Annotated in this window: 20 protein-coding genes; 15 read left to right on the forward strand and 5 right to left on the reverse strand. The window is 31.8% G+C overall.

The features are described 5' to 3' along the window. The first annotated feature begins 145 nt into the window (after window positions 1-145). From ACNI3C_RS10400 to ACNI3C_RS10450, 11 genes are all read left to right on the forward strand, one after another. A complete protein-coding gene (locus ACNI3C_RS10400) occupies window positions 146-1,213 on the forward strand; it encodes a hypothetical protein (protein WP_419769732.1) in 1,068 nt (355 codons plus the stop codon). 9 nt (window positions 1,214-1,222) lie between these two features. Next, entirely contained in the window at window positions 1,223-1,549 is a 327-nt protein-coding gene (locus tag ACNI3C_RS10405) for a hypothetical protein (RefSeq protein ID WP_419769733.1), read from the forward strand. Window positions 1,550-1,552: 3 nt separating this feature from the next. Beyond that, entirely contained in the window at window positions 1,553-2,140 is a 588-nt protein-coding gene (locus tag ACNI3C_RS10410) for a hypothetical protein (RefSeq protein ID WP_419769734.1), read from the forward strand. 349 nt (window positions 2,141-2,489) lie between these two features. Next, window positions 2,490-2,630 (forward strand): hypothetical protein, encoded by a 141-nt coding sequence (locus ACNI3C_RS10415; RefSeq protein ID WP_419771458.1) that lies wholly within the window; start codon window positions 2,490-2,492, stop codon window positions 2,628-2,630. Between the two features lie 451 nt (window positions 2,631-3,081). Then, window positions 3,082-3,378, forward strand: a complete 297-nt coding sequence (locus ACNI3C_RS10420; protein ID WP_419769735.1) for a tyrosine-type recombinase/integrase — start codon at window positions 3,082-3,084, stop codon at window positions 3,376-3,378. Next, entirely contained in the window at window positions 3,365-4,336 is a 972-nt protein-coding gene (locus tag ACNI3C_RS10425; RefSeq protein WP_419769736.1) for a hypothetical protein, read from the forward strand. Before ACNI3C_RS10420 ends, ACNI3C_RS10425 begins: the two co-directional genes overlap by 14 nt. Before the next feature lie 60 nt (window positions 4,337-4,396). Continuing rightward, window positions 4,397-4,768: a YbgC/FadM family acyl-CoA thioesterase gene (locus ACNI3C_RS10430; RefSeq protein ID WP_419769737.1), complete on the forward strand. Its 372-nt coding sequence runs from the start codon at window positions 4,397-4,399 to the stop codon at window positions 4,766-4,768. Next, window positions 4,755-5,249 carry a phospholipase D-like domain-containing protein gene (locus tag ACNI3C_RS10435; protein ID WP_419769738.1) on the forward strand — a complete coding sequence of 165 codons (495 nt, stop codon included), beginning with the start codon at window positions 4,755-4,757 and terminating at the stop codon, window positions 5,247-5,249. Before ACNI3C_RS10430 ends, ACNI3C_RS10435 begins: the two co-directional genes overlap by 14 nt. Before the next feature lies 1 nt (window position 5,250). Further along, window positions 5,251-6,501: a M48 family metallopeptidase gene (locus ACNI3C_RS10440; protein ID WP_419769739.1), complete on the forward strand. Its 1,251-nt coding sequence runs from the start codon at window positions 5,251-5,253 to the stop codon at window positions 6,499-6,501. A gap of 3 nt (window positions 6,502-6,504) precedes the next feature. Further along, complete coding sequence (locus ACNI3C_RS10445; RefSeq protein ID WP_419769740.1) at window positions 6,505-7,692, forward strand: DNA recombination protein RmuC; 1,188 nt, start codon at window positions 6,505-6,507, stop codon at window positions 7,690-7,692. A 2-nt stretch (window positions 7,693-7,694) separates the two neighbouring features. After that, the gene (locus tag ACNI3C_RS10450) at window positions 7,695-8,852 is read left to right on the forward strand and encodes an SO_0444 family Cu/Zn efflux transporter (RefSeq protein ID WP_419769741.1); all 1,158 of its coding nucleotides are present in this window, start codon (window positions 7,695-7,697) and stop codon (window positions 8,850-8,852) included. A gap of 28 nt (window positions 8,853-8,880) precedes the next feature. Here ACNI3C_RS10450 and ACNI3C_RS10455 read toward each other — a convergent pair whose 3' ends face one another. Continuing rightward, a complete protein-coding gene (locus tag ACNI3C_RS10455) occupies window positions 8,881-10,098 on the reverse strand; it encodes a molybdopterin molybdotransferase MoeA (RefSeq protein ID WP_419769742.1) in 1,218 nt (405 codons plus the stop codon). 167 nt (window positions 10,099-10,265) lie between these two features. On the opposite strand from ACNI3C_RS10455, the gene ACNI3C_RS10460 reads away from it, so the two are divergent. The 4 genes from ACNI3C_RS10460 to ACNI3C_RS10475 all read left to right on the forward strand — a co-directional run bounded on the left by ACNI3C_RS10460 (window position 10,266) and on the right by ACNI3C_RS10475 (window position 16,094). Beyond that, window positions 10,266-13,850: a proline dehydrogenase family protein gene (locus ACNI3C_RS10460; protein WP_419769743.1), complete on the forward strand. Its 3,585-nt coding sequence runs from the start codon at window positions 10,266-10,268 to the stop codon at window positions 13,848-13,850. Beyond that, the gene (locus tag ACNI3C_RS10465; RefSeq protein ID WP_419769744.1) at window positions 13,840-14,802 is read left to right on the forward strand and encodes a hypothetical protein; all 963 of its coding nucleotides are present in this window, start codon (window positions 13,840-13,842) and stop codon (window positions 14,800-14,802) included. The genes ACNI3C_RS10460 and ACNI3C_RS10465 overlap by 11 nt, the downstream gene beginning before the upstream one ends. Before the next feature lie 69 nt (window positions 14,803-14,871). After that, a complete protein-coding gene (locus ACNI3C_RS10470; protein ID WP_419769745.1) occupies window positions 14,872-15,633 on the forward strand; it encodes a tRNA 2-thiocytidine biosynthesis TtcA family protein in 762 nt (253 codons plus the stop codon). After that, window positions 15,630-16,094 carry a 2-thiouracil desulfurase family protein gene (locus ACNI3C_RS10475; protein WP_419769746.1) on the forward strand — a complete coding sequence of 155 codons (465 nt, stop codon included), beginning with the start codon at window positions 15,630-15,632 and terminating at the stop codon, window positions 16,092-16,094. Before ACNI3C_RS10470 ends, ACNI3C_RS10475 begins: the two co-directional genes overlap by 4 nt. Here the strand turns inward: ACNI3C_RS10475 and trxC are convergent. The 4 genes from trxC to ACNI3C_RS10495 form a co-directional block, all read right to left on the reverse strand. After that, window positions 16,065-16,496, reverse strand: coding sequence for a thioredoxin TrxC (gene trxC, locus ACNI3C_RS10480; RefSeq protein WP_419769747.1), 432 nt, complete (start codon window positions 16,494-16,496; stop codon window positions 16,065-16,067). The two genes, ACNI3C_RS10475 and trxC, sit on opposite strands and share 30 nt — an antisense overlap. A gap of 3 nt (window positions 16,497-16,499) precedes the next feature. Beyond that, complete coding sequence (locus ACNI3C_RS10485; RefSeq protein WP_419769748.1) at window positions 16,500-16,748, reverse strand: hypothetical protein; 249 nt, start codon at window positions 16,746-16,748, stop codon at window positions 16,500-16,502. Then, on the reverse strand, window positions 16,735-17,229 hold the full coding sequence (locus tag ACNI3C_RS10490; RefSeq protein ID WP_419769749.1) for a putative metalloprotease CJM1_0395 family protein: 495 nt from the start codon (window positions 17,227-17,229) through the stop codon (window positions 16,735-16,737). The genes ACNI3C_RS10485 and ACNI3C_RS10490 overlap by 14 nt, the downstream gene beginning before the upstream one ends. Before the next feature lie 134 nt (window positions 17,230-17,363). Next, on the reverse strand, window positions 17,364-18,908 hold the full coding sequence (locus ACNI3C_RS10495; protein ID WP_419769750.1) for a SulP family inorganic anion transporter: 1,545 nt from the start codon (window positions 18,906-18,908) through the stop codon (window positions 17,364-17,366). Window positions 18,909-18,980: the final 72 nt, after the last annotated feature.

Consider the following 18,980-nt stretch of genomic DNA (forward strand, 5'->3'; position numbering starts at 1 on the left):
ATCGTTAAATTGAAATAGATAGGATTAATTACCATATTTACAGATATTTACTTTAAGTAAAATAATAATACATTAGTATTATGGTCATTGTTTTGGTCATTAAAGTTCTTTAATTGAAAAAGTATAATTTTAAATTTAAAAAAAATTGGATACAATAATAGTTAAAAAAATTGGATACAATCACAAGAAAGGGGTTACTATTTTTAATAGAATAATTGCACAACTTCAAAACATACCAAAACTATATCTAGGACTAATGATTTGTTTTATTTCTTTGATTTTTAGTATATTTGAAGATTTAAGTAATTATTTACTTATACTAACAAATATTTTTATTCTTATCTTGCTAATATTTTTTCTTAGTGAAAAAACTAATATTGATATCAAAAATAATAATAATAATAATAATAATAATGATACTTTAGATTTATATAAGAATATAAGAAATATTAGTATAAGAAACATACGAGATATTCATTTATTTAATAGTGAAATCGAAAATTTGTATGAAGAATATCTTGTTAATATAGACCAAGTTGATTCATTTGATGAGAAGAAAAAAGAATTTGATTTGTTGTATAATAAAACTCATAAATCTATTATAAAGAATATATCTAAAATAGTAACTAATTCAAAGTTTTTAGTTGAAGATTATTTATATTATAAATATAATCAAAAATTTGAAATTTCTGTTTCTATTAAATTATTAAGTACTCCTTATAGTAACAATAGTTCAGAAATAGATATTGAAAATTTAACCTTAACAACAATATTTAGAGATATAATTACGTATGAAAAGGCTGAAAGGCTAGTCAATGAGGAACAAGCTTTGAGTCTTGATAAAAATAGTGACTTTTATAATATTTTAACTAGAAAAGATAGTAACTTCACTAGTAAAGTATTTATTTCAAATGATTTATTAAAAGAAAAGAATTATTTTAATCAAACTGAAAATTATAGTAAATATTATGATTCTGCTGTTGTCTTTCCCATTATACATGAAGAGAATGAATATGAAACGCAAAAAATTTATGATATTGATTATGGATTTATTTGTGTTGATACAAAAAAATATGGTACTGAATATCAAGATACAAAAATTTTTAATAATGATATTGCAAAAATATTAGAATTACAAGCATATTTATTAGGAAATATTTTTTATGAATCCTATGATATGTTATTTAGTGCAGAATTAGAAACAAAACTTTAGAGGATCAAAATGACAGAATGTAATAAAAATTATATAAATGAAGAATCTGAAGAGACCTTACCAATTTATAAATATCTTTTAAACGGAGCGAGAAAAGTCCATAATAATCGAATTTCATTAAAAGCATGGAATAATAGAGTAAGATATACTAGATTAAGAAAAAAAGAAGAAAATCATTTTAAAAACTTTAAGAGGTTTTCCTATTCTATAAGTTCTAATAATAAATTTAAAAATAATTTTGAAGATACTACTTTGTTTGATGAAAAGTTTTTCCAAAATATAAATAAAATTTATTTAGATATGGAAGAAAAAAATAATATTAGATATCAGGCATAAATTTTGTCTTTAAATGCATATGTAGAAATTTTACAACGTGAAAAAAATGAATTCGTAGCTAAAATTGCATATTTAAATTACAAGAGAGAAAAACAAGATTTTATTAATTCTATAAATGAGAAATTCCCTAATTGGAGTGAAGTAAAAAAAAGAAATAAAATAAAAGAACAACAAAACCTTCTTTTATCTGATCCAAAAATAAAAGAATATATCATTAAAGCAAAAGTAATAATAAATGAATTTAAGAATGAGGCACAGAGAGAATTTTTAGAGAATTCAACTAATAAAATGTATGATGCTTACTTGAAAAGAATTTCATCAAGTGAATTTTTTAGAGGATTTATAAATATAGCATTAGAGGATAAAGACACTTGTGATAAATTAGAGAAAGTACATAAAAAGTATTTTAAGTTTCGTGTAGGTGTTATGCAAAGTATAACTGCTGCATTTATCTTCCCATTTTTAGTTGCTGGTTTATTATATGCTAGTTATTTATTTGTTGAGCACGAAGGTAAAGATTCAATATATGTAGAAAATGTAAAAAGTTTTTTTGATTTTTCAAAAAATGATAATAATAAAGTAGATAAATAAATTTAAAGTATTTAAATCCCCTTAAGCTTATCCTTAAAAGCAACAAGGTTCTTAACTAAAGGTAGAATTCCTATCTTTTGAAAAAATTCTGCATCTTCTAAATTACCTAATAACAAATTTCTAATAAGTCTTGATTTATTCATTCCCATAATGAAAGTGGTGGTTAGATTTTTATCATAATAAAAAACGTGTAAGAAAAAGTACTTTTTTACAAGATAATGATAAAAATCTAGAAAAAATAAAAAGTGAGATAATCCCTGAGATAATTACAGCATTAACTGGTAATACAAATATCGAATATGCTATTAAATCATATACTTTAGATGAATTTTCAAAAGAATACTTTAAAATATACAAAGATACAGTACGAGAGCATACTTTTAAACGAAATAGAGAGCATTATAATAACAATATCAAGCCTTATAAATCTAGTAATAATAACAGCTATAAGTCCATTATCTTTAGAACAATGGCAAAACAAACTACTTAAGAGTTATCAACCTAATTGTGTTCAAAAGTTTCGTTCTATACTTTTTAGTATTTTTGATAAAGCATTAACAAATGACCTAATAAAAGTTAATCCTTTGTCAAGAATAAAATCGCCTTTGACAGTAAAACGAAAGTTTAAAAAATTAGATGATAATGAGGATAGCGATAGTCTCACTCCATTTAATAAAAGTGAATTAGAAATGATTTTAGATAATACAGATGATAACCTCTATTATGTAATTTATTTTATGATTTACACGGGAATACGGCCAGGGAGTTAATACCTTTAAAATGGACGGATATAGATTTTGAAAAGAAAAGAATTGCAGTTGATAAAACAACAGTTAATGATAAAGTAGGGGACGTAAAAACTCAATCAAGTGTTAGATATATAGGTTTATTACCGCAATTAGAGGATAAATTATATGAATTACAAAAATTAACTGGCAATTATGAGCATCTTTTTTAAAAAGCCTTTCTTCTCACATGATATATTAAATCTTAGGTTTAAAAAACTTCTTATTAAAATAGGTATCAAAGAAAGAACTTTATATAATTTAAGACATACTTTCGCTTCACAAATGATTTCAAATATACACTATGGAATAGATATTCTTTGGGTATCGAAGATGCTAAGTCATAAAGATGTGTCTATTACTTTAAAAGTATATGCAAAATTTATTATTGAAGATGATAATAGAAGAATTAAAAAATTAGTAAATTTAGGAAATGTTATTGGAAAAATTTAAAAATATAATTGAAATTCTAAGTAAAGTTTCAACTATTGGAATATTTATATTGGCATTATTTGGATATATATATACTGTTAAACCAAAATTCTTATTAGATAATATGAAATTAGAAATGGCAGATATAGAAAAAGATGTTAATTTTTTGAAAAAAGAAAAAGTTTTTTTAGAAGATAAAATATTAGGACTAGAAAAAGAAAAAATCAAATTAAATAAAAATTTCGAAGAAATTAAAAGTAAAAAAGATTTAGAGATTAAGGGATTATTGGAATCTTTTAATTTTCAAAAAAATAATTATGAAAAACAAGTTTTATTGTTTAATAATAAGATAGAAAAACAAAAGAAAATTCTTAATAACTTTACTGAAGAAAACAGTTTTTTAAGAAAAAAAATGGATGAAACAAGGTGGTTTTTATTTATTAATTTTTTATCTAATATTAAATTAAAAGAACCATATGTTAGTAAAGAAGACAATTACTTTTATCTATCTGAACATTTTTACCATAATAATGCTATTATTGAGTTAAATAATAAAGATAAATTTTTATTAAATAAAAGTGCTCCTTATGAAATTTTAAAAGATTCTTTTTTATCTATCGAATATTCAAATGATATGATTTTTAGAGAGAGTGAATTCTATAATTTTAAAAATAAAATTTTAAAATTGTTAGAGAAGAACAAAAGTGAATTTTCCTATAATGGTATTGAACTATTTGAAAAAACAAAAAATCTAAACGCATTAATTAAATTAAAACTAGAAAAAATTCAATCTCTGGATAAAGAACATAATGAATATGAATTGAAAAAACTTGAAAATGATATTTATAATTTACATGAAAAATTTAGAGATTTTAAAGTTGAAAAAATAAATCAACTTAATATGGATATTAATAAAGTTTTTAAAAAAATGACAAATATTAATTTAAAAAGTTCTGGCTATACATTAATGAGATTTTGATTAATATTAGACATTATGTTAAATTTGATTTTTTAAAAGCTTATAAAATAGGAATAAAAATTGAAAATACGAGTTTATTATGAAGATACCGATTGCGGTGGTGTGGTTTACCACTCTAACTATTTGAACTTTTGTGAACGAGCAAGAAGTGAGCTTTTTTTTCAAAAAGGGTTAAGCCCTCACAACGAGGATGAGTTTTTTGTGGTCAAAAAGATTGAAGCCGATTATATTAAACCTGCACGGTTTGCGGATGTATTAGAGGTTAAAACGCAACTTATCAAACAAAAAAATACTTCTTTGGTGATGAATCAAGAGATTTACCGAGCCGATGAGTTAATCTTTCGTATGGCAGTAACGGTTGTCTTTTTAAAAGCGATGAAACCAGCAAAAATACCGCTTAAATTGATGGAAATTTTTGATGAAAACAGATAAGCTTTTAAGAACAGTTTTTATCTTTTGGGTGTGCACCGTTTGGGTTTTTGCCAATGACAAACTCTTTTTCTTTCCAAAAGAGGCTAAAGCAGCTCAAACTGAAATCGTTTCACTAATTCATGCTTCTCAAAAAAGTATAAATATAGCGATGTATAATCTTTCCATGAAGAGCTTGGCAAAAGAGCTTATAAAAGCATCCCAAAGAGGGGTGAAAGTTACTGTCTTTTTAGATGGTTCAAAAGTAGAAAACCAATCTTCTGAGTATGCCTTTTTAAAGAAAAATGGCATTGAAGCGGTTGTGATTACTCAAAGTAAACTCCATACTAAGTTGGCTGTATTTGATAAAAAAATTGTTCTGTTTGGAAGCCCAAATTGGACAAAAGAGTCATTTAGTGGTAATTATGAAGTGCTTTATATCACAGACGAGAAAGAGAACGTAAAAAAATTTAATCAATTTATGAAAGAGTTAAAGGATCAATAAAGTGTTAGAAATATTTATACTGGGTTATTGTGTCTATTTTGCAGTGAGTATGTATACTTCATTTATGCAAATCAGTTATGTGCAAAGAGCAAAACATTTAAAACCCATTATTTTAGATGCAGACAAATACAGAGTTGCAGGGGATTATGGCGTAGAAAAAGAGCGAATGGCGATGTTTTCTCAATTGGTTGATTTTGCCATTTTTTTTATCTGGATAGGGTTTGGATTGAATGTATTGGATTCCGTTTTAGTTATAGAAAATCATTGGCTCAAAGCGGTGCTGTTTGTAGATGTATTTATTATCATCAATTGGATTTTGGGATTGCCGTTTGAGTTGTATGGAACGTTTAAATTGGATAAAAAGTACGGTTTTTCAAATATGACTCCGGCTTTATTTATTAAAGATACGCTAAAAACAGGGGCTCTGTTTTTGATTTTTGGTTCTGCAGTTATTGCAGGAATTGCTTTGATTATTGAAAATCTTCCTACTTGGTGGATTTGGGGTTTTGTTTTTATTTTTGCCGTGATTATTGTAATTAATATGCTCTATCCTGTCATACGAGATAAAATGTTTGATAAATTTGAACCACTTAAAGACAAAGAATTAGAGGCAAAAATCAACAATTTACTTACACAAGTAGGTTTTAAAAGCAGTGGAGTATTCAGCGTAGATGCCAGTAAAAGAGACAATCGACTCAACGCCTATTTTGGGGGCTTAGGAAGCACAAAAAGGGTGGTATTGTTTGATACGTTGGTGGAAAAACTTTCACACAATGAATTGCTGGCTGTCTTAGGGCATGAATTGGGGCACTTTAAAAATGGCGATATTTTAAAAAATATTGGCATTATGGGGGTGGTTATGTTTGTTTTTTTTGCTATTTTTGGAAATTTGAACGATGAGTTGTTTTTAGGTTTGAAACTCAACAATGAACCTTATGCAATCATCGTGGTTTTTTTAATGTTTTCACCAATTTTATCCTTTTTCTTAATGCCGTTAATCTCAGGCATCAGCCGACACAATGAGTACGCAGCCGATGAGTTTGGTTCAAATTTGGCCACCAAAGAGGATTTGACAACGGCTTTATTGAAACTTGCCAATGAAAACAAGTCATTTCCCCTTTCACACCCTTTGTATATTTTCTTTCACTATTCTCATCCTCCTTTGGTTGAACGGCTTAAAGAGTTGGGATTTTGTGAAGATGAAACCACCAATGTTGAAGCTTTAAAAAGCGAATATGTGAAAGAGGATTAACGCATGATTGAGTCTTTGATATTTGGGGCAGGTTTGCTTGTGGGCAGTTTGATTATTTGGTTGGTATTAAAACAAAAACATGAGCTCATTCTTGACGCTTTAAAAAGTGAAAATAACCTAAAAATCATGGCACTCAATGATAAACTCATCAATGAACAAAAACACTTTAATGAAAAAAGTAAACTCATTGAAGAGTCAAAAGCTTCAATGCAAGCGGAGTTTGAAAATTTGGTCAATCGACTCTTCACTGAAAATTCTCAAAAATCCAATCAAAACCTTTCGCTTATTTTAAAACCTCTAAAAGAGCAACTTACCTCATTTACTTCACGCGTGAATGAAGTCTATAATGATGAAACCAAACAAAGAAGCTCCCTTTTAACAGAAATTAAAAACCTCAAAGAGTTAAACAATCAAATCAGCCAAGATGCGATTAACTTAACCAAAGCCTTAAAAGGGGAGAACAAAACCCAAGGGGATTGGGGTGAAATGATCTTAGAGAATATTTTGGAACAAAGTGGACTCAGAAGAGATAAAGAGTACAGCATTCAAAGTTCTTATGAGGATGAAAACAGTAAACGTGTCAGACCCGATGTGATTTTGCACTTGCCTCAAAATAAAGATATTATCATTGATTCAAAAGTCTCTTTAAATGCGTATATCAATTATGTGCAAAGTGAAGAGAAAACCGATCAAGAAATAGCAGCCAAAGAGTTGGTCAAATCTTTTACTGCACACATTAAAGGCTTAAGTGCTAAACGATACGAACACATTAAAGAGTTGCGAAGTTTGGATTTTGTTTTAATGTTTGTACCCATTGAAGGAGCTTTTTTACTTGCTGCTTCTCAAAATGGAAACCTATTTAAAATGGCCTTTGATAATAACATTATGATTGTCTCTCCCTCTACGCTTTTTGTGACACTAAGAACCATTGAAAATATTTGGAAGTTTGAGTACCAAAACGAAAATGCACAAATCATTGCTCAAAAAGCAGCCGGTTTATATGATAAGTTTGTACTGTTTTTGGAGAGTTTTGAAAAAGTAGGTAAAAGCATTGACACTGCAAAAGAGTCGTATGATACAGCATTTAATCGAATCAGTACGGGAAAAGGTAACATTGTTTCTCGCGTAGAAGAGTTTAGAGAAATGGGCGTTAAACCCAACAAACACATTGCTCAAAATATTTTGGAATAAAGATGGAACTCTTTTTAGACTTAGCGAACAACCTTTTAAAACTGCTTGATGCCATGAGTCTTTATGTCATGACAGGATTACTTATTGCGGGAGTTTTAAAGCAACTCATCCCCGATGACTTTGTCTCCTCTCATTTGGGAAAAGACTCAACCACTTCGGTGATTAAAGCCACACTTTTTGGCATACCCTTGCCGGTGTGTTCTTGCTCCGTTATTCCTTTGGCACAAGGGTTAAAAAAAGAGGGGGCAAGTAAAGGAGCCGTGCAGAGTTTTTTAATTTCAACCCCTATAACGGGAGTTGATTCTATCTTAGCTACCTTCTCTTTTTTTGGACTTATATTTACGGTTTTTAGAGTCATCAGTTCTGTTATTGTAGCCATTGTTGTTGGTTTAATTCAAAATTTTGTTGAAAATAAAGAGCAAGAAAAAATCAAATTTGAAGAGGAAAATAAACCCAAACCTGCATTTTCTGCAGCAGATATTTATACCAGTGGTTTTAGCGTAGCTGCACCCAAAAAACAGGAGAGTTCAAGTTGTGGTTGTGCTGCATCAAGTTGTGCAACTCAAAAAAGCTTTTCAATTAAGAGTGTTTTTTCATACGCTTACGGAACGCTCTTTTCAGATATGGCAAAATCGTTGTTAATTGGTTTAGTGTTAGGAGCAGCATTTACTACATTTATGCCACAAGAGTATGCAAAGTTATTGTTTGACAATCAAATCTTAACCTATTTTGTTATTTTAATTTTTGCTATGCCTTTATATACCTGTGCTACGGCATCCCTTCCTATTGCAGCGGCGTTAATGCTTCAAGGCATGAGTGCAGGGGCAGCGTTTATCTTTTTAACAGCAGGTCCAGCAACCAGTGCTGTGACCATGAGTGTGGTGTATAAAATATTGGGACGAACATCGTTGATAATTTACAGTGTCACCATTGCAATCATGGCACTGATTTTTGGCTTTGGTTTTGATCTGTTTTTGGGGAATATTCCAATTTTAAATATTTCACACGAACACGAATCGGTCTCTTTAATCTCTTCTATTGCATCATTTTTGATGTTAGTTTTGATTGTCTATCATCTCTTCAAAGATAAGTTCAGTAAAAAAAACAACGCGTGTTGTAGTAACTCTTCTGAAGAATCAAGCTGTTGTTCTTCCAAATAAAAGCACAGTGATTCTTTTATTTTGGAGATTATAAGTTTTTTAATAAAAGGATATCGACACAATCTCCAGCTTTCAAGTCACTCGAGTTTTCATCTTGAACAAGCAACGCAGGAGTTTCGAGTAGATTCGTTAAAATGGCACTGGTACCTTGCTTTTTGCCTTTAAAATCAATTTGATATTCACCCTTTTTATAATTTACGTTGCAAGCTGTGAATAGAGTTTTATTCCCATTAAAAGGCAAATCTTCAAGAATTTTTGCTTTTACAAACGGAAGCTCTTCATTGGCATTTCTGTATTTGTAGATAATTTCTAATAGATATAAAATCGCACAAACGGTAGATGAATAAGCAAACCCAGGAAGTGCGATAATAAATTTTTCCTCTTTTCTTGCTACAAGAACATGCATACCTGGTTTCATTCTTACCCCATGAAACAGCACTTTGGCTTTGAGTTCTTTTTTAACGACATCTTGCACGAAATCATAATCTCCCATGCTCACTCCACCCGTGGTTACAACTATATCGGCTTTTTTTAATGCGTCATTAATGAGTTTGGTGATGCTTTCCATGTCATCTTTTACGACACCCATTTGAATCGTATTTGCTCCATTCTTTTTAGCCAATGCTTCTATGGTTAGGTGGTTTGAACTTCGTATTTGTGCCTCATTTATTTGAGCTTCTCCCAAATCTAAAATTTCACTTCCTGTACTGGCAATGGCAACGGTAGGATTGATGTAAACACTCACTTGTGATATATTTAATGATGCCAATACGCCTATTTGGGCAAAACCGATTTTGGTACCTTTTTTGATTAACACTTCATTTTCTCGATAGTTTTCACCAATCTCTCTTCGTGAAAATCCTTTTTTGACAGCTTTATTGATGGTAATCATATCATCATGTACAGTAACATTCTCAATGGGAATAAGTGTATCGCTGCCTTTTGGCATAAGCGAGCCTGTAAAAGTTTTGATACAAGTTCCTTTGGTTACGATTGATTTTACAACACTTCCTGCAGGGTTTTTATCAATTATTTTTAACTCTTTGAGTTCTTGATCTTTAAAAATTATGGCATAACCATCCATAGCAGAGGTAGGATATTCAGGTGAGTTATGGTCTGCAATAATATCTTGTGCGAGTATTTGGTCAAGAGCATCGCTGATGAACAGCTTTTGTGTGGGCAGATTTTCTAACACAATATCTTTAATTATTTTAATTGAATCTTGAAAACTGATAAAATTTCTCATGAATTGAACTCCTCTTTTGTAGTGTTATATTATCAAATATTATTTAATCTATTCTTTACTTGAAGCAGTAGTCAAAAAAATCTCTCTATTTTAGTTTTTTTTGTTCTAAAACTATTTTGTTGCTACTTATGTGTTGTATAGTTTTTAAATCATATAAAGGTTTTAAAATGAAATCAGATGAACATTTAATAACCAATGCAATTAATTTAGCCCGTTCGTGGCAAAACTACGCCAATAAGTTACATATTGATTTTGATAAAGAGTTTCATCTTAAAATGAAAAGTATCATGAGTCACCCAAAAGACAAAGTTTTTCTCATTGCTTTGTTGGATCAAGCTTTTAGAAGCTCAAACAATAAGCGTATTGCCAATCAAATTGATTATTTACTCAATAAGTATGGCTTGGCACACTTCTTTTCTAATACCCAAAAAGCACTGCTTTGGATATTTCAGCACTCAACTAAAAATATTCCTGATGTATCTGTTCCTATTTTTATCAATATTTTACAAGATGAAACCAAACATCTTTTAATCAATGCCGAACTTCTCGATGATTTTTTAGAAAAGAAAGCGCATCAAGACATTACAACCAATATTAATTTCATTGGTGAGTCTGTTTTGGGAGAAAAAGAGGCGACAAAAAGAGTTGAAGAGTACATTCAAGCTTTGGGAAACCCAAATATAGAATATATTTCTATTAAAATATCTACCATTGATTCTCAAATCAATCCTTTAGATTTTGAAAACTGCGTTGAACGTTTGGTGCATAAAGTGGCTCTGATTTTCAGACAAGCAAAGAAAAATTGTTTTTTAAATTCTTTTAATGAATGGGAGATGAAGTTTGTCAATTTTGACATGGAAGAGTATAAAGATTTGCGTATAACGGTTGAAGTACTCAAAAGAGTTTTGAATAAAGAGGAGTTTAAAGATTTCAGAGCAGGTGTGGTTTTACAAGCCTATCTCCCTGAGAGTTATGACGTATTAAAAGAGCTGACTTTGTGGGCAAAAGAGCGTTTAAGACAAGGAGGTGTTCCTTTAAAAGTGCGTTTGGTAAAAGGTGCAAATATGGAGATGGAATTGACCACTTCGGCTTTAAAAAATTGGCCAACACCCACATTTGAAAAGAAGAGCCAAACGGATGCTCACTACAAAAAGATGCTTTTATATGCTCTTGAAAAACAGAACATGGAAGCCGTTCATATTGGCATTGCTTCGCATAATATATTTGAACTCGCTTTTGCATATGAGTTAGCAAAAAGCAAGGGTGTACTTGATAATATTAGTTTTGAAATGCTTGAAGGAATGTCTGAATCAACACGTGTTGCCATCAAAACATTGACCAAAGATATTATTGTTTATGCTCCCGTGGTTTCAACGAAAAACTTTACGAGTGCGATTGCGTATTTGGTCAGACGTTTGGATGAAAACAGTTCCAATGACAATTTCATTAAGTACTCTTTTGGGCTTGAAGTTGATTCTTGTGAATGGAACAGACAAAAAGAGTTTTTTATTCACTCACTGCAAGATATAGAAGGCATTTCAAATAAGCCTAAAAGAGTACAAAACCGATTGAATGAAAATTTCGACCACTTTGTTTCAAGTTCATACGATTTGAAAACGTTTCATAATGAACCCGATACAGATTTTATTTTACCCAATAATCAAATTTGGGCAAACAACATTGTTAAAAAGTACAAAAAAGAGGCAAACAATGATGTAAATACCATTGGAGTTGTCATTGCAAACGGTGAATTTATTGAAAAAAGATCGCTAAAAGTGGTGTATGATAAATCACAATTTCCCAAACACATTATTGTGGGAAAATATGCACAAGCCAATGAGTCAGATATTTTAACGGCTTTAGAGGTGGCAAAAAATGATTCAGATGATTACTCAAAATTGAGTTTTGATGCCATACATAAACTTTTTAAAGAGGTTGCCATAAATTTTAGAAAAAGGCGAGCAGATTTGATTGGCTTAAGTGCCAGTGAAGTGGGAAAAACATTTAGCCAAACCGATACAGAAGTCAGTGAAGCCATTGATTTTGTTGAGTTTTATCCGTATGCCATAAAAAAGTTTGAAACGTTAGGAAATATTGAATTGAAAGAGAAAGGGGTGGGAGTAATTATTGCTCCTTGGAATTTTCCTATTGCCATCCTTACGGGTTCAATTGCGGCAGCCTTATCGTGTAAAAACAGAGTTATTGTTAAACCTTCAAGTGCCTCAACACTGTGTGCGTATGCCGTGTGTCAATGTTTTTGGGAGGCAGGAATTTCTAAAAATACTTTGCAATTTTTGCCGTGCAGTGGTGCCTTTGCCAACGAATATTTAATTCTCAATAAAGCTATTGATTTTGTTATTTTAACGGGTTCAGAGACTACAGCATATGAAATCTTAAAAACCAATCCTTCTCTTTTTTTAACGGCAGAAACGGGTGGGAAAAATGCAACGATAGTTACTTCCTTGTGTGATGCTGATCAAGCCATTAAAAATGTGTGTGAGAGTGCTTTTTTAAACTCTGGGCAAAAATGCAGTGCAACCTCTTTACTTGTATTGGAAGAGGAACTTTTTTATAACGATGCATTTAAAGATAAACTCATTGATTGTGCCAGCAGTTATAATGTGGGCTCAGTTTGGGATTTTGGAAACCATATGGGACCTTTAACCAATCAAATTGGTGGTAACTTAAAAAAAGCATTAAACATTTTAGAAGAGGATGAACAGTGGGCACTTAAACCCAAAATTGAACCTTCCAATGAGTATATGCTTTATCCTTGCATTAAGTGGAGTGTTAAAGCAGACTCTTTTAGCTTTCAAAATGAACTTTTTGGTCCACTTTTAAGTGTTGTATGTGCAAAAAATATTAAAGAAGCTGTTGATTTTGTCAATTCCACGGGTTATGGACTCACTGCTGGTTTAGAGTCCTTAGATGACAGAGAGATAGAGTATTTTAAAAAAAGCATTAAAGCGGGCAATGTTTATATTAACAGAACCACAACGGGTGCGATTGTTTTAAGACAACCTTTTGGAGGTCTTGGGAAATCTGCTGTGGGAGCGAATAGAAAAGTGGGAACATTTAATTATGTGACACAATTTTTAACTGTGAATGAGAAGGCTTTTCCGACTATGGTTAAAGAGTTTTCCAATCCATTGTTTGATTTTATAAATGAACTTAAAAAAGAGCACAACACTGCTTCTGAGGAGTGTGAAAAACTTGAATGGGCTTTAAACAGTTATTTACAAAACTATCAAGAGGAGTTTTCGCAAGAGGTGGACTCTTTTAATTTAAGAGGAGAAGCAAATATTTTTAGATATATTCCATTAAATAGCGTGGTGATTCGTATCACAAATGAGGATAAACTTTTTGAGATATTTAGCCGTGTTTTTGCATGTAAAATTGCTCATGTTGATTTTACCTTAAGCTCTTTTTGTAATTTTGAAATTGAAATGTTGATAGAAAAATATCAATCTCTACTGTTGGGTAAAAATGACCGTTTTGTTTTGCAAAACGATGAACTTTTTGGAGAAACAATAGGGAATTTTGATAGAATAATATACAGTAATATTACAAGAGTGCCCGAAGAGATTTTTAAATTGTCCGTTGAGCACAATGTCTTTATTATCCGAAACAAACCATTTATGGAAGGAAGAATCGAATTGCTGAATTATTTTACCGAACAATCCATTTCCCATTCGTATCATCGATATGGAAATATATCTGCTTGGAGTTTGAAAAAGCCTTATGGTAGTTGATATAGATGTTAAAATTGATGGATTAAGTGAAGTTGAATCCATACTTATTTTAGACAATATAAAAAAACTTTTTGGTTTGTATTCTAACCTTGATTTACGAAGGTTAATTAAAATCATCGTAACACCCAATTTAAATGAAGAGATTGCAACACTCACAAAAAGCAAAGAGAGTAGTACAAATAATAGTGTCTATTTAACAAAAAACGACTCTTTTGCCAAAGTGGTGATTTTGCCTCATGATAACAATTTTGATATGGTTTTAGTGATGCGTTCTGATTTTATTGAGTGTTTGAATCATAAAAGTAAAAAAACATGTTTAATGACTTACGAAGATGCTGCACATGTGTTTCATCATGAATTGGTTCATGTTCATGATAACAATAAAAGAATAGATCTGTTTCCTGAAGATATTAAAGAACATCATTACGAAGGGGTGAAACAAATTACGTATCCTTTGGTACAACTTTGTTGGGGTGAATATATTGCCAATTATATCTCTTCAGAGAGTGCGGCTCGTTCACTTTTCCCAACTGTTTTAGCGCAATCTTTGGTCAAAAATATCAAAGAGGTTCGTTTTAATATGCAAAATGAGATATTGGCGTATCGAACCAATCAAGATAGGGATAAACTTTTTGCTTCATTTAAACTGCAAATACAAATGTTGTTAAAAAATGCGGCGTATTTGTTGGGTTATATGCATGGTATGAATAAAACTCTCGAAGAGATTTGTGACCAAAGTGCGTATGATTTAGAACTTTCATACTTTAACACTACATGGGAAGCTATGTCTAAAGAGTTACTTAATATGCGACATCTGTATCCTGATGCGTGGAGCAGTTTGGCGATTTATAACCCTTTGGCGAATTTGTTTGAACAATTTTCACTGTATCTTGGTGTTAAATTATTTGAAAATGAAAACAGAGAGCTCTGTTTTGATGTTCCTGCGCAATGAAACTTTTTTGGATTTTGAATTCAGAGAACTTTTTGATATAATCGCAAAAAAAATTTAGGATAAAAGAGATTGATAGCATTAAGTAAAAAAATATCGGGAGTGGTTGGTAAAACCAATGCGCAATACGGACTCATTAAAGAAGGCGATAAAGTATTGGTTGGATTCAGTGGAGGAAAAGACTCTACTACTCTTTTACACTCTTTAAATCATATTAAAAAAGTGGCACCCTATCATTTTGAATTTAAAGCGGTAACGGTAACTTATGGGATGGGTGAAGAAGTTCAGTTTTTAGCAAAACATTGTCAAGAACATGGCATTGAGCATGAAATTATTGATACCGAAATTTTTGAACTCGCTGGTGAAAAAATCAGAAAAAACTCCTCTTTTTGTTCATTTTTTTCAAGAATGAGAAGAGGGTATTTGTATGGGGTTGCATTAGAACAAGGGTATAATAAATTGGCATTAGGGCACCATTTAGATGATGCCATAGAATCATTTTTTATGAACTTTTTATACAATGGCGCTATGCGATCAATGCCACCAATTTATAAAGCTGAAAATGGAATTGAAGTGATACGTCCATTGATTTTTTGTAGAGAAAGACAACTCAAAGCGTTTGCTCAAGCCAATGAAATTGCTGTTATTGGGGATGAAGCGTGTCCTGCAATGAGATTTGATATTAAAATGCCTCATGCCAGAGAGAATACAAAAAAATTATTGGAAAAGATGGAAGAGGAGAACCCTCAAATGTTTATCTCTATGAAAGCAGCATTTATGAATATTCAAACGTCAACATTTTTCCAAAAAGAGTTTTTGGATATAAATGAATGAAACTCTTAATCTCTTCATGCTTATTGGGCGAAAACGTAAAATATAATGGTTTGAACAATAAAATTGATTCTGATATTTTTCAATCGATTTTAGCTTCACATACGGTTTTTACTTTCTGTCCAGAAATCGAAGGTGGTTTAAGCACGCCTCGTGCTCCTTGTGAAATACAATCTTTTGATCCCTTCTTAATTAAAAACAGTCATGGAGATGATGTGACAGCTGAATTCTTAAAAGGGGCAAAAAAAGCTTTGGAATTATGTAAAAATAACAGTATTAGCATCGCACTTTTAAAAGCAAATTCACCTTCATGCGGAAATGAAAAAGTATATGATGGCACTTTTAAAGGGAAGTTAATTGAACAAAGTGGCGTAACTGCACAATTTCTACTTAAAAATGGTATTCAAGTTTTTAATGAAAATCAACTCAAAGAACTAAATAAAGCGCTTCACCAACTGAGATAGGTTTGTTTCATCCATTGCACCAGATACTCGATGAACTTCAACACCATTTTGATAGATAATCAAAGTTGGAATAGAGCGTATATTGTAGGTTGCTCCTAAGTTTTGTTCTTGTTCTGTATTGACTTTGGCAAATCGTGCTTTCAGAGGAAATTGTGCACTGACTTTTTCAAACACCGGTCCCATCATTTTACAAGGTCCACACCAAGGAGCCCAAAAATCTACAACAACGGGAAGGTCTGAATTTACAACGGCATTATCAAAACTCAGTTCAGTCAGTTCAAATGGTTTTGTGTCAAGCAGTGAATGTTTGCATTGCCCACAATTGGCTTTGGCATAACTCTCTTTTTTGGGTATGAAATTGACACTGTGGCATGATGCACATACGACTTTGATTTTATCCATATTTTAAGCCTTTATATTTAAAAGAATATCAGAGATTTCATTTTGTGTTTTAATGGCATTCCCATTGGCTTCATAGGTGATGGTTGCAGTTAATTGCGACGTAATGGCATCGATTAACTCTTGGGATGCACCTTGTGTTTCTGGACTGGCAACGGCATTTGAAACCTGAGCAATCATTTGTGCGGATTGATCCACTTGTACTTGTGCAGCTACCATTGCATTTAGACTGCTCATGGCATTATTGATTTGCATTGGAATCTCCTTTGAGCTGTAAGAGCATTTTGTTTAAAACAGCTGTGCGTGCAATTTGTGCATCAGCGCCGCTTAAATTATTGGGTGCGGAGGCTGCATTTTGCAGTTGATTGAGTTTAAACGCTGCTGCTTTTTCATCTTTAGGTATGGAGGTCTCTAATCTGACACTTCCACCTACGGCGTAAAGTTTACCATCTGGTCCTGTTTGATAATTGTACTGTATGGCAGAGGTTGTGGCAGCACCACTTGAAGCATGAGCTTGTTCGTGTGCACGTACTTGCGAGTCACTGTTTTTAAATTTTTGTAATACTCTTTGATAATCGTTTGCATCAAGATTTTTTGGCACGCCTGATGCTTCAATAGAATCAACTTTGTCATAACTTGATTTTTGTTCTTCAGCGTCTATCTTAGCTAACTGTGCATATTTTTCAGCCAGTTTTGCATAAATTGCGCTTGAAGATTGATATCTATTTACCCACATATACGCTCTTTTTTCTAATATACTTTAAATTCTAGCATAAGATATTAAAAATAAAATTAGTATCAAAAATTAGTTGGAGAAAGAGAAGTGTATTGATGGGTTAAAACAGATAGATTTTCTCTATCTGTTTTAGTTTAATAATCGATGGCAACTTTATATTTTGGATCATCTTCTGTGTATTCACAAAAAGGACCAGCATCTTTTAATATTTGTTTACAATCTTCACTTAGATGTCTGATTCTAAGACTCTTTCCTGCTTCTTTATATTTTTTGGTAATTGCGTCAATGGCTTCTACACCTGATATGTCAACAACTCTGGCATCCTTAAAGTCTAAAATAACATTTTTTGGGTCATGCTTTAAATCAAAAAGTTCAAAAAATGAGGTGGTTGAACCAAAAAACAAAGGACCATCAAATTCATATATTTTGGTATTGGCACCATCAGAGTAGACTCGTGAACGTACTTTTGAGTGTTTCCAAGCAAAGACCAGTGCTGAGATGATAATACCTGTAATAACAGCAATGGCTAAATCTGCAAAAATAGTAATAATCGTTACTGAAATTAAAACAAACTTATCTGAGTTTGGCATGTATCGTATACGGTTGCCACTCTCCCACTCAAACGTTCCAATAGACACCATAAACATGATTCCTACTAAAACAGCAACGGGAATCATAGCAATGTATCCTGAGAGTGATACCACAAATAAAATCAATAAAATTGAAGCAGTAAAAGAAGAGAGTCGTCCCCATCCACCATTACTAAAATTGATGATAGATTGACCAATCATTGCACAACCTGCCATTCCTCCAAAGAAACCACAAGCAATATTCCCTGTTCCTTGTGCAATACACTCTTGGTTCCCACTGCCTCGCTTTCCACCCATTTCATCCAAAACTGAAAGAGTAAGAAGTGATTCAATCATTCCCACAAGGGCAACTAAGATAGAGTAAGGAAGTACAGTAATAATTGAGTCAAAATTAATGTGCAAAGTTGGGATGGCAAAAACTGGGAAGTTTCCTGAAATATCAGCCAAATCACCCACTCTTTTGGTGTCTAAATCTAAACCAATGACCACCAAGGAAATTACAATGATTGCTGTTAAACCAGCAGGTACTGCTTTTGAAATTTTTGGAAAGTATTGCACAATCATCATAGTAGCAATGACAAGCACATACATGATTAATCCTTCCCCTTTAAAAAGAGGAAATTGTGCCATTGCAATGACAATGGCCAAGCCATTAACAAAACCATACATGGCAGGTTGGGGAACAAGTCGAATGAGTTTTCCCATTCTAAAAACACCCGTTAAAACTTGAAAAATCCCTGCTAATATGGTGGCAAGTAAAATGTATTGAAGAATATAATTGGACAATTCACCACTGTTGCTTAAATTTTCTAAACTATTTGGAGGGAGTGCTTCTTTAACTTTTATTCCAAGTCCAACTAAAACAACAGCAACGGCACCTGTCGCTCCTGAAATCATGCCCGCTTTTCCACCAATGATGGCGGTTATTAAACCAAGAATAAATGCCGTGTATAACCCCACTAAGGGAGAGACACCTGCAATAATTGAAAATGCTATTGCTTCAGGTACCAATGCAACGGCAACAACAATTCCTGATAAAATATCGTTTTTGGCACTTGAGCCAATGAGTGTGTCTTTAATGTTTAACAAGATTTTAAACCCTTTCTGCGTAAAGCGCGATTTTATCACATTATGAATTAAATCTAATTAAATCATGAAGAT

The organism is Marinarcus sediminis (SeqCode) (genome assembly GCF_048571275.1).
Taxonomy (GTDB): Bacteria; Campylobacterota; Campylobacteria; order Campylobacterales; family Arcobacteraceae; genus Marinarcus; species Marinarcus sediminis.

What these genes read in the sequence shown, in the direction of transcription:
- ACNI3C_RS10405 (WP_419769733.1), top strand. Translation starts at nt 1,223, where the DNA reads ATGACAGAATGTAATAAAAATTATATAAATGAAGAATCTGAAGAGACC.
- ACNI3C_RS10420 (WP_419769735.1), top strand. Translation starts at nt 3,082, where the DNA reads ATGAGCATCTTTTTTAAAAAGCCTTTCTTCTCACATGATATATTAAAT.
- ACNI3C_RS10435 (WP_419769738.1), top strand. Translation starts at nt 4,755, where the DNA reads ATGAAAACAGATAAGCTTTTAAGAACAGTTTTTATCTTTTGGGTGTGC.
- ACNI3C_RS10445 (WP_419769740.1), top strand. Translation starts at nt 6,505, where the DNA reads ATGATTGAGTCTTTGATATTTGGGGCAGGTTTGCTTGTGGGCAGTTTG.
- ACNI3C_RS10450 (WP_419769741.1), top strand. Translation starts at nt 7,695, where the DNA reads ATGGAACTCTTTTTAGACTTAGCGAACAACCTTTTAAAACTGCTTGAT.
- ACNI3C_RS10455 (WP_419769742.1), bottom strand. Translation starts at nt 10,098, where the DNA reads ATGAGAAATTTTATCAGTTTTCAAGATTCAATTAAAATAATTAAAGAT.
- ACNI3C_RS10460 (WP_419769743.1), top strand. Translation starts at nt 10,266, where the DNA reads ATGAAATCAGATGAACATTTAATAACCAATGCAATTAATTTAGCCCGT.
- ACNI3C_RS10465 (WP_419769744.1), top strand. Translation starts at nt 13,840, where the DNA reads ATGGTAGTTGATATAGATGTTAAAATTGATGGATTAAGTGAAGTTGAA.
- ACNI3C_RS10475 (WP_419769746.1), top strand. Translation starts at nt 15,630, where the DNA reads ATGAAACTCTTAATCTCTTCATGCTTATTGGGCGAAAACGTAAAATAT.
- trxC (WP_419769747.1), bottom strand. Translation starts at nt 16,496, where the DNA reads ATGGATAAAATCAAAGTCGTATGTGCATCATGCCACAGTGTCAATTTC.
- ACNI3C_RS10485 (WP_419769748.1), bottom strand. Translation starts at nt 16,748, where the DNA reads ATGCAAATCAATAATGCCATGAGCAGTCTAAATGCAATGGTAGCTGCA.
- ACNI3C_RS10490 (WP_419769749.1), bottom strand. Translation starts at nt 17,229, where the DNA reads ATGTGGGTAAATAGATATCAATCTTCAAGCGCAATTTATGCAAAACTG.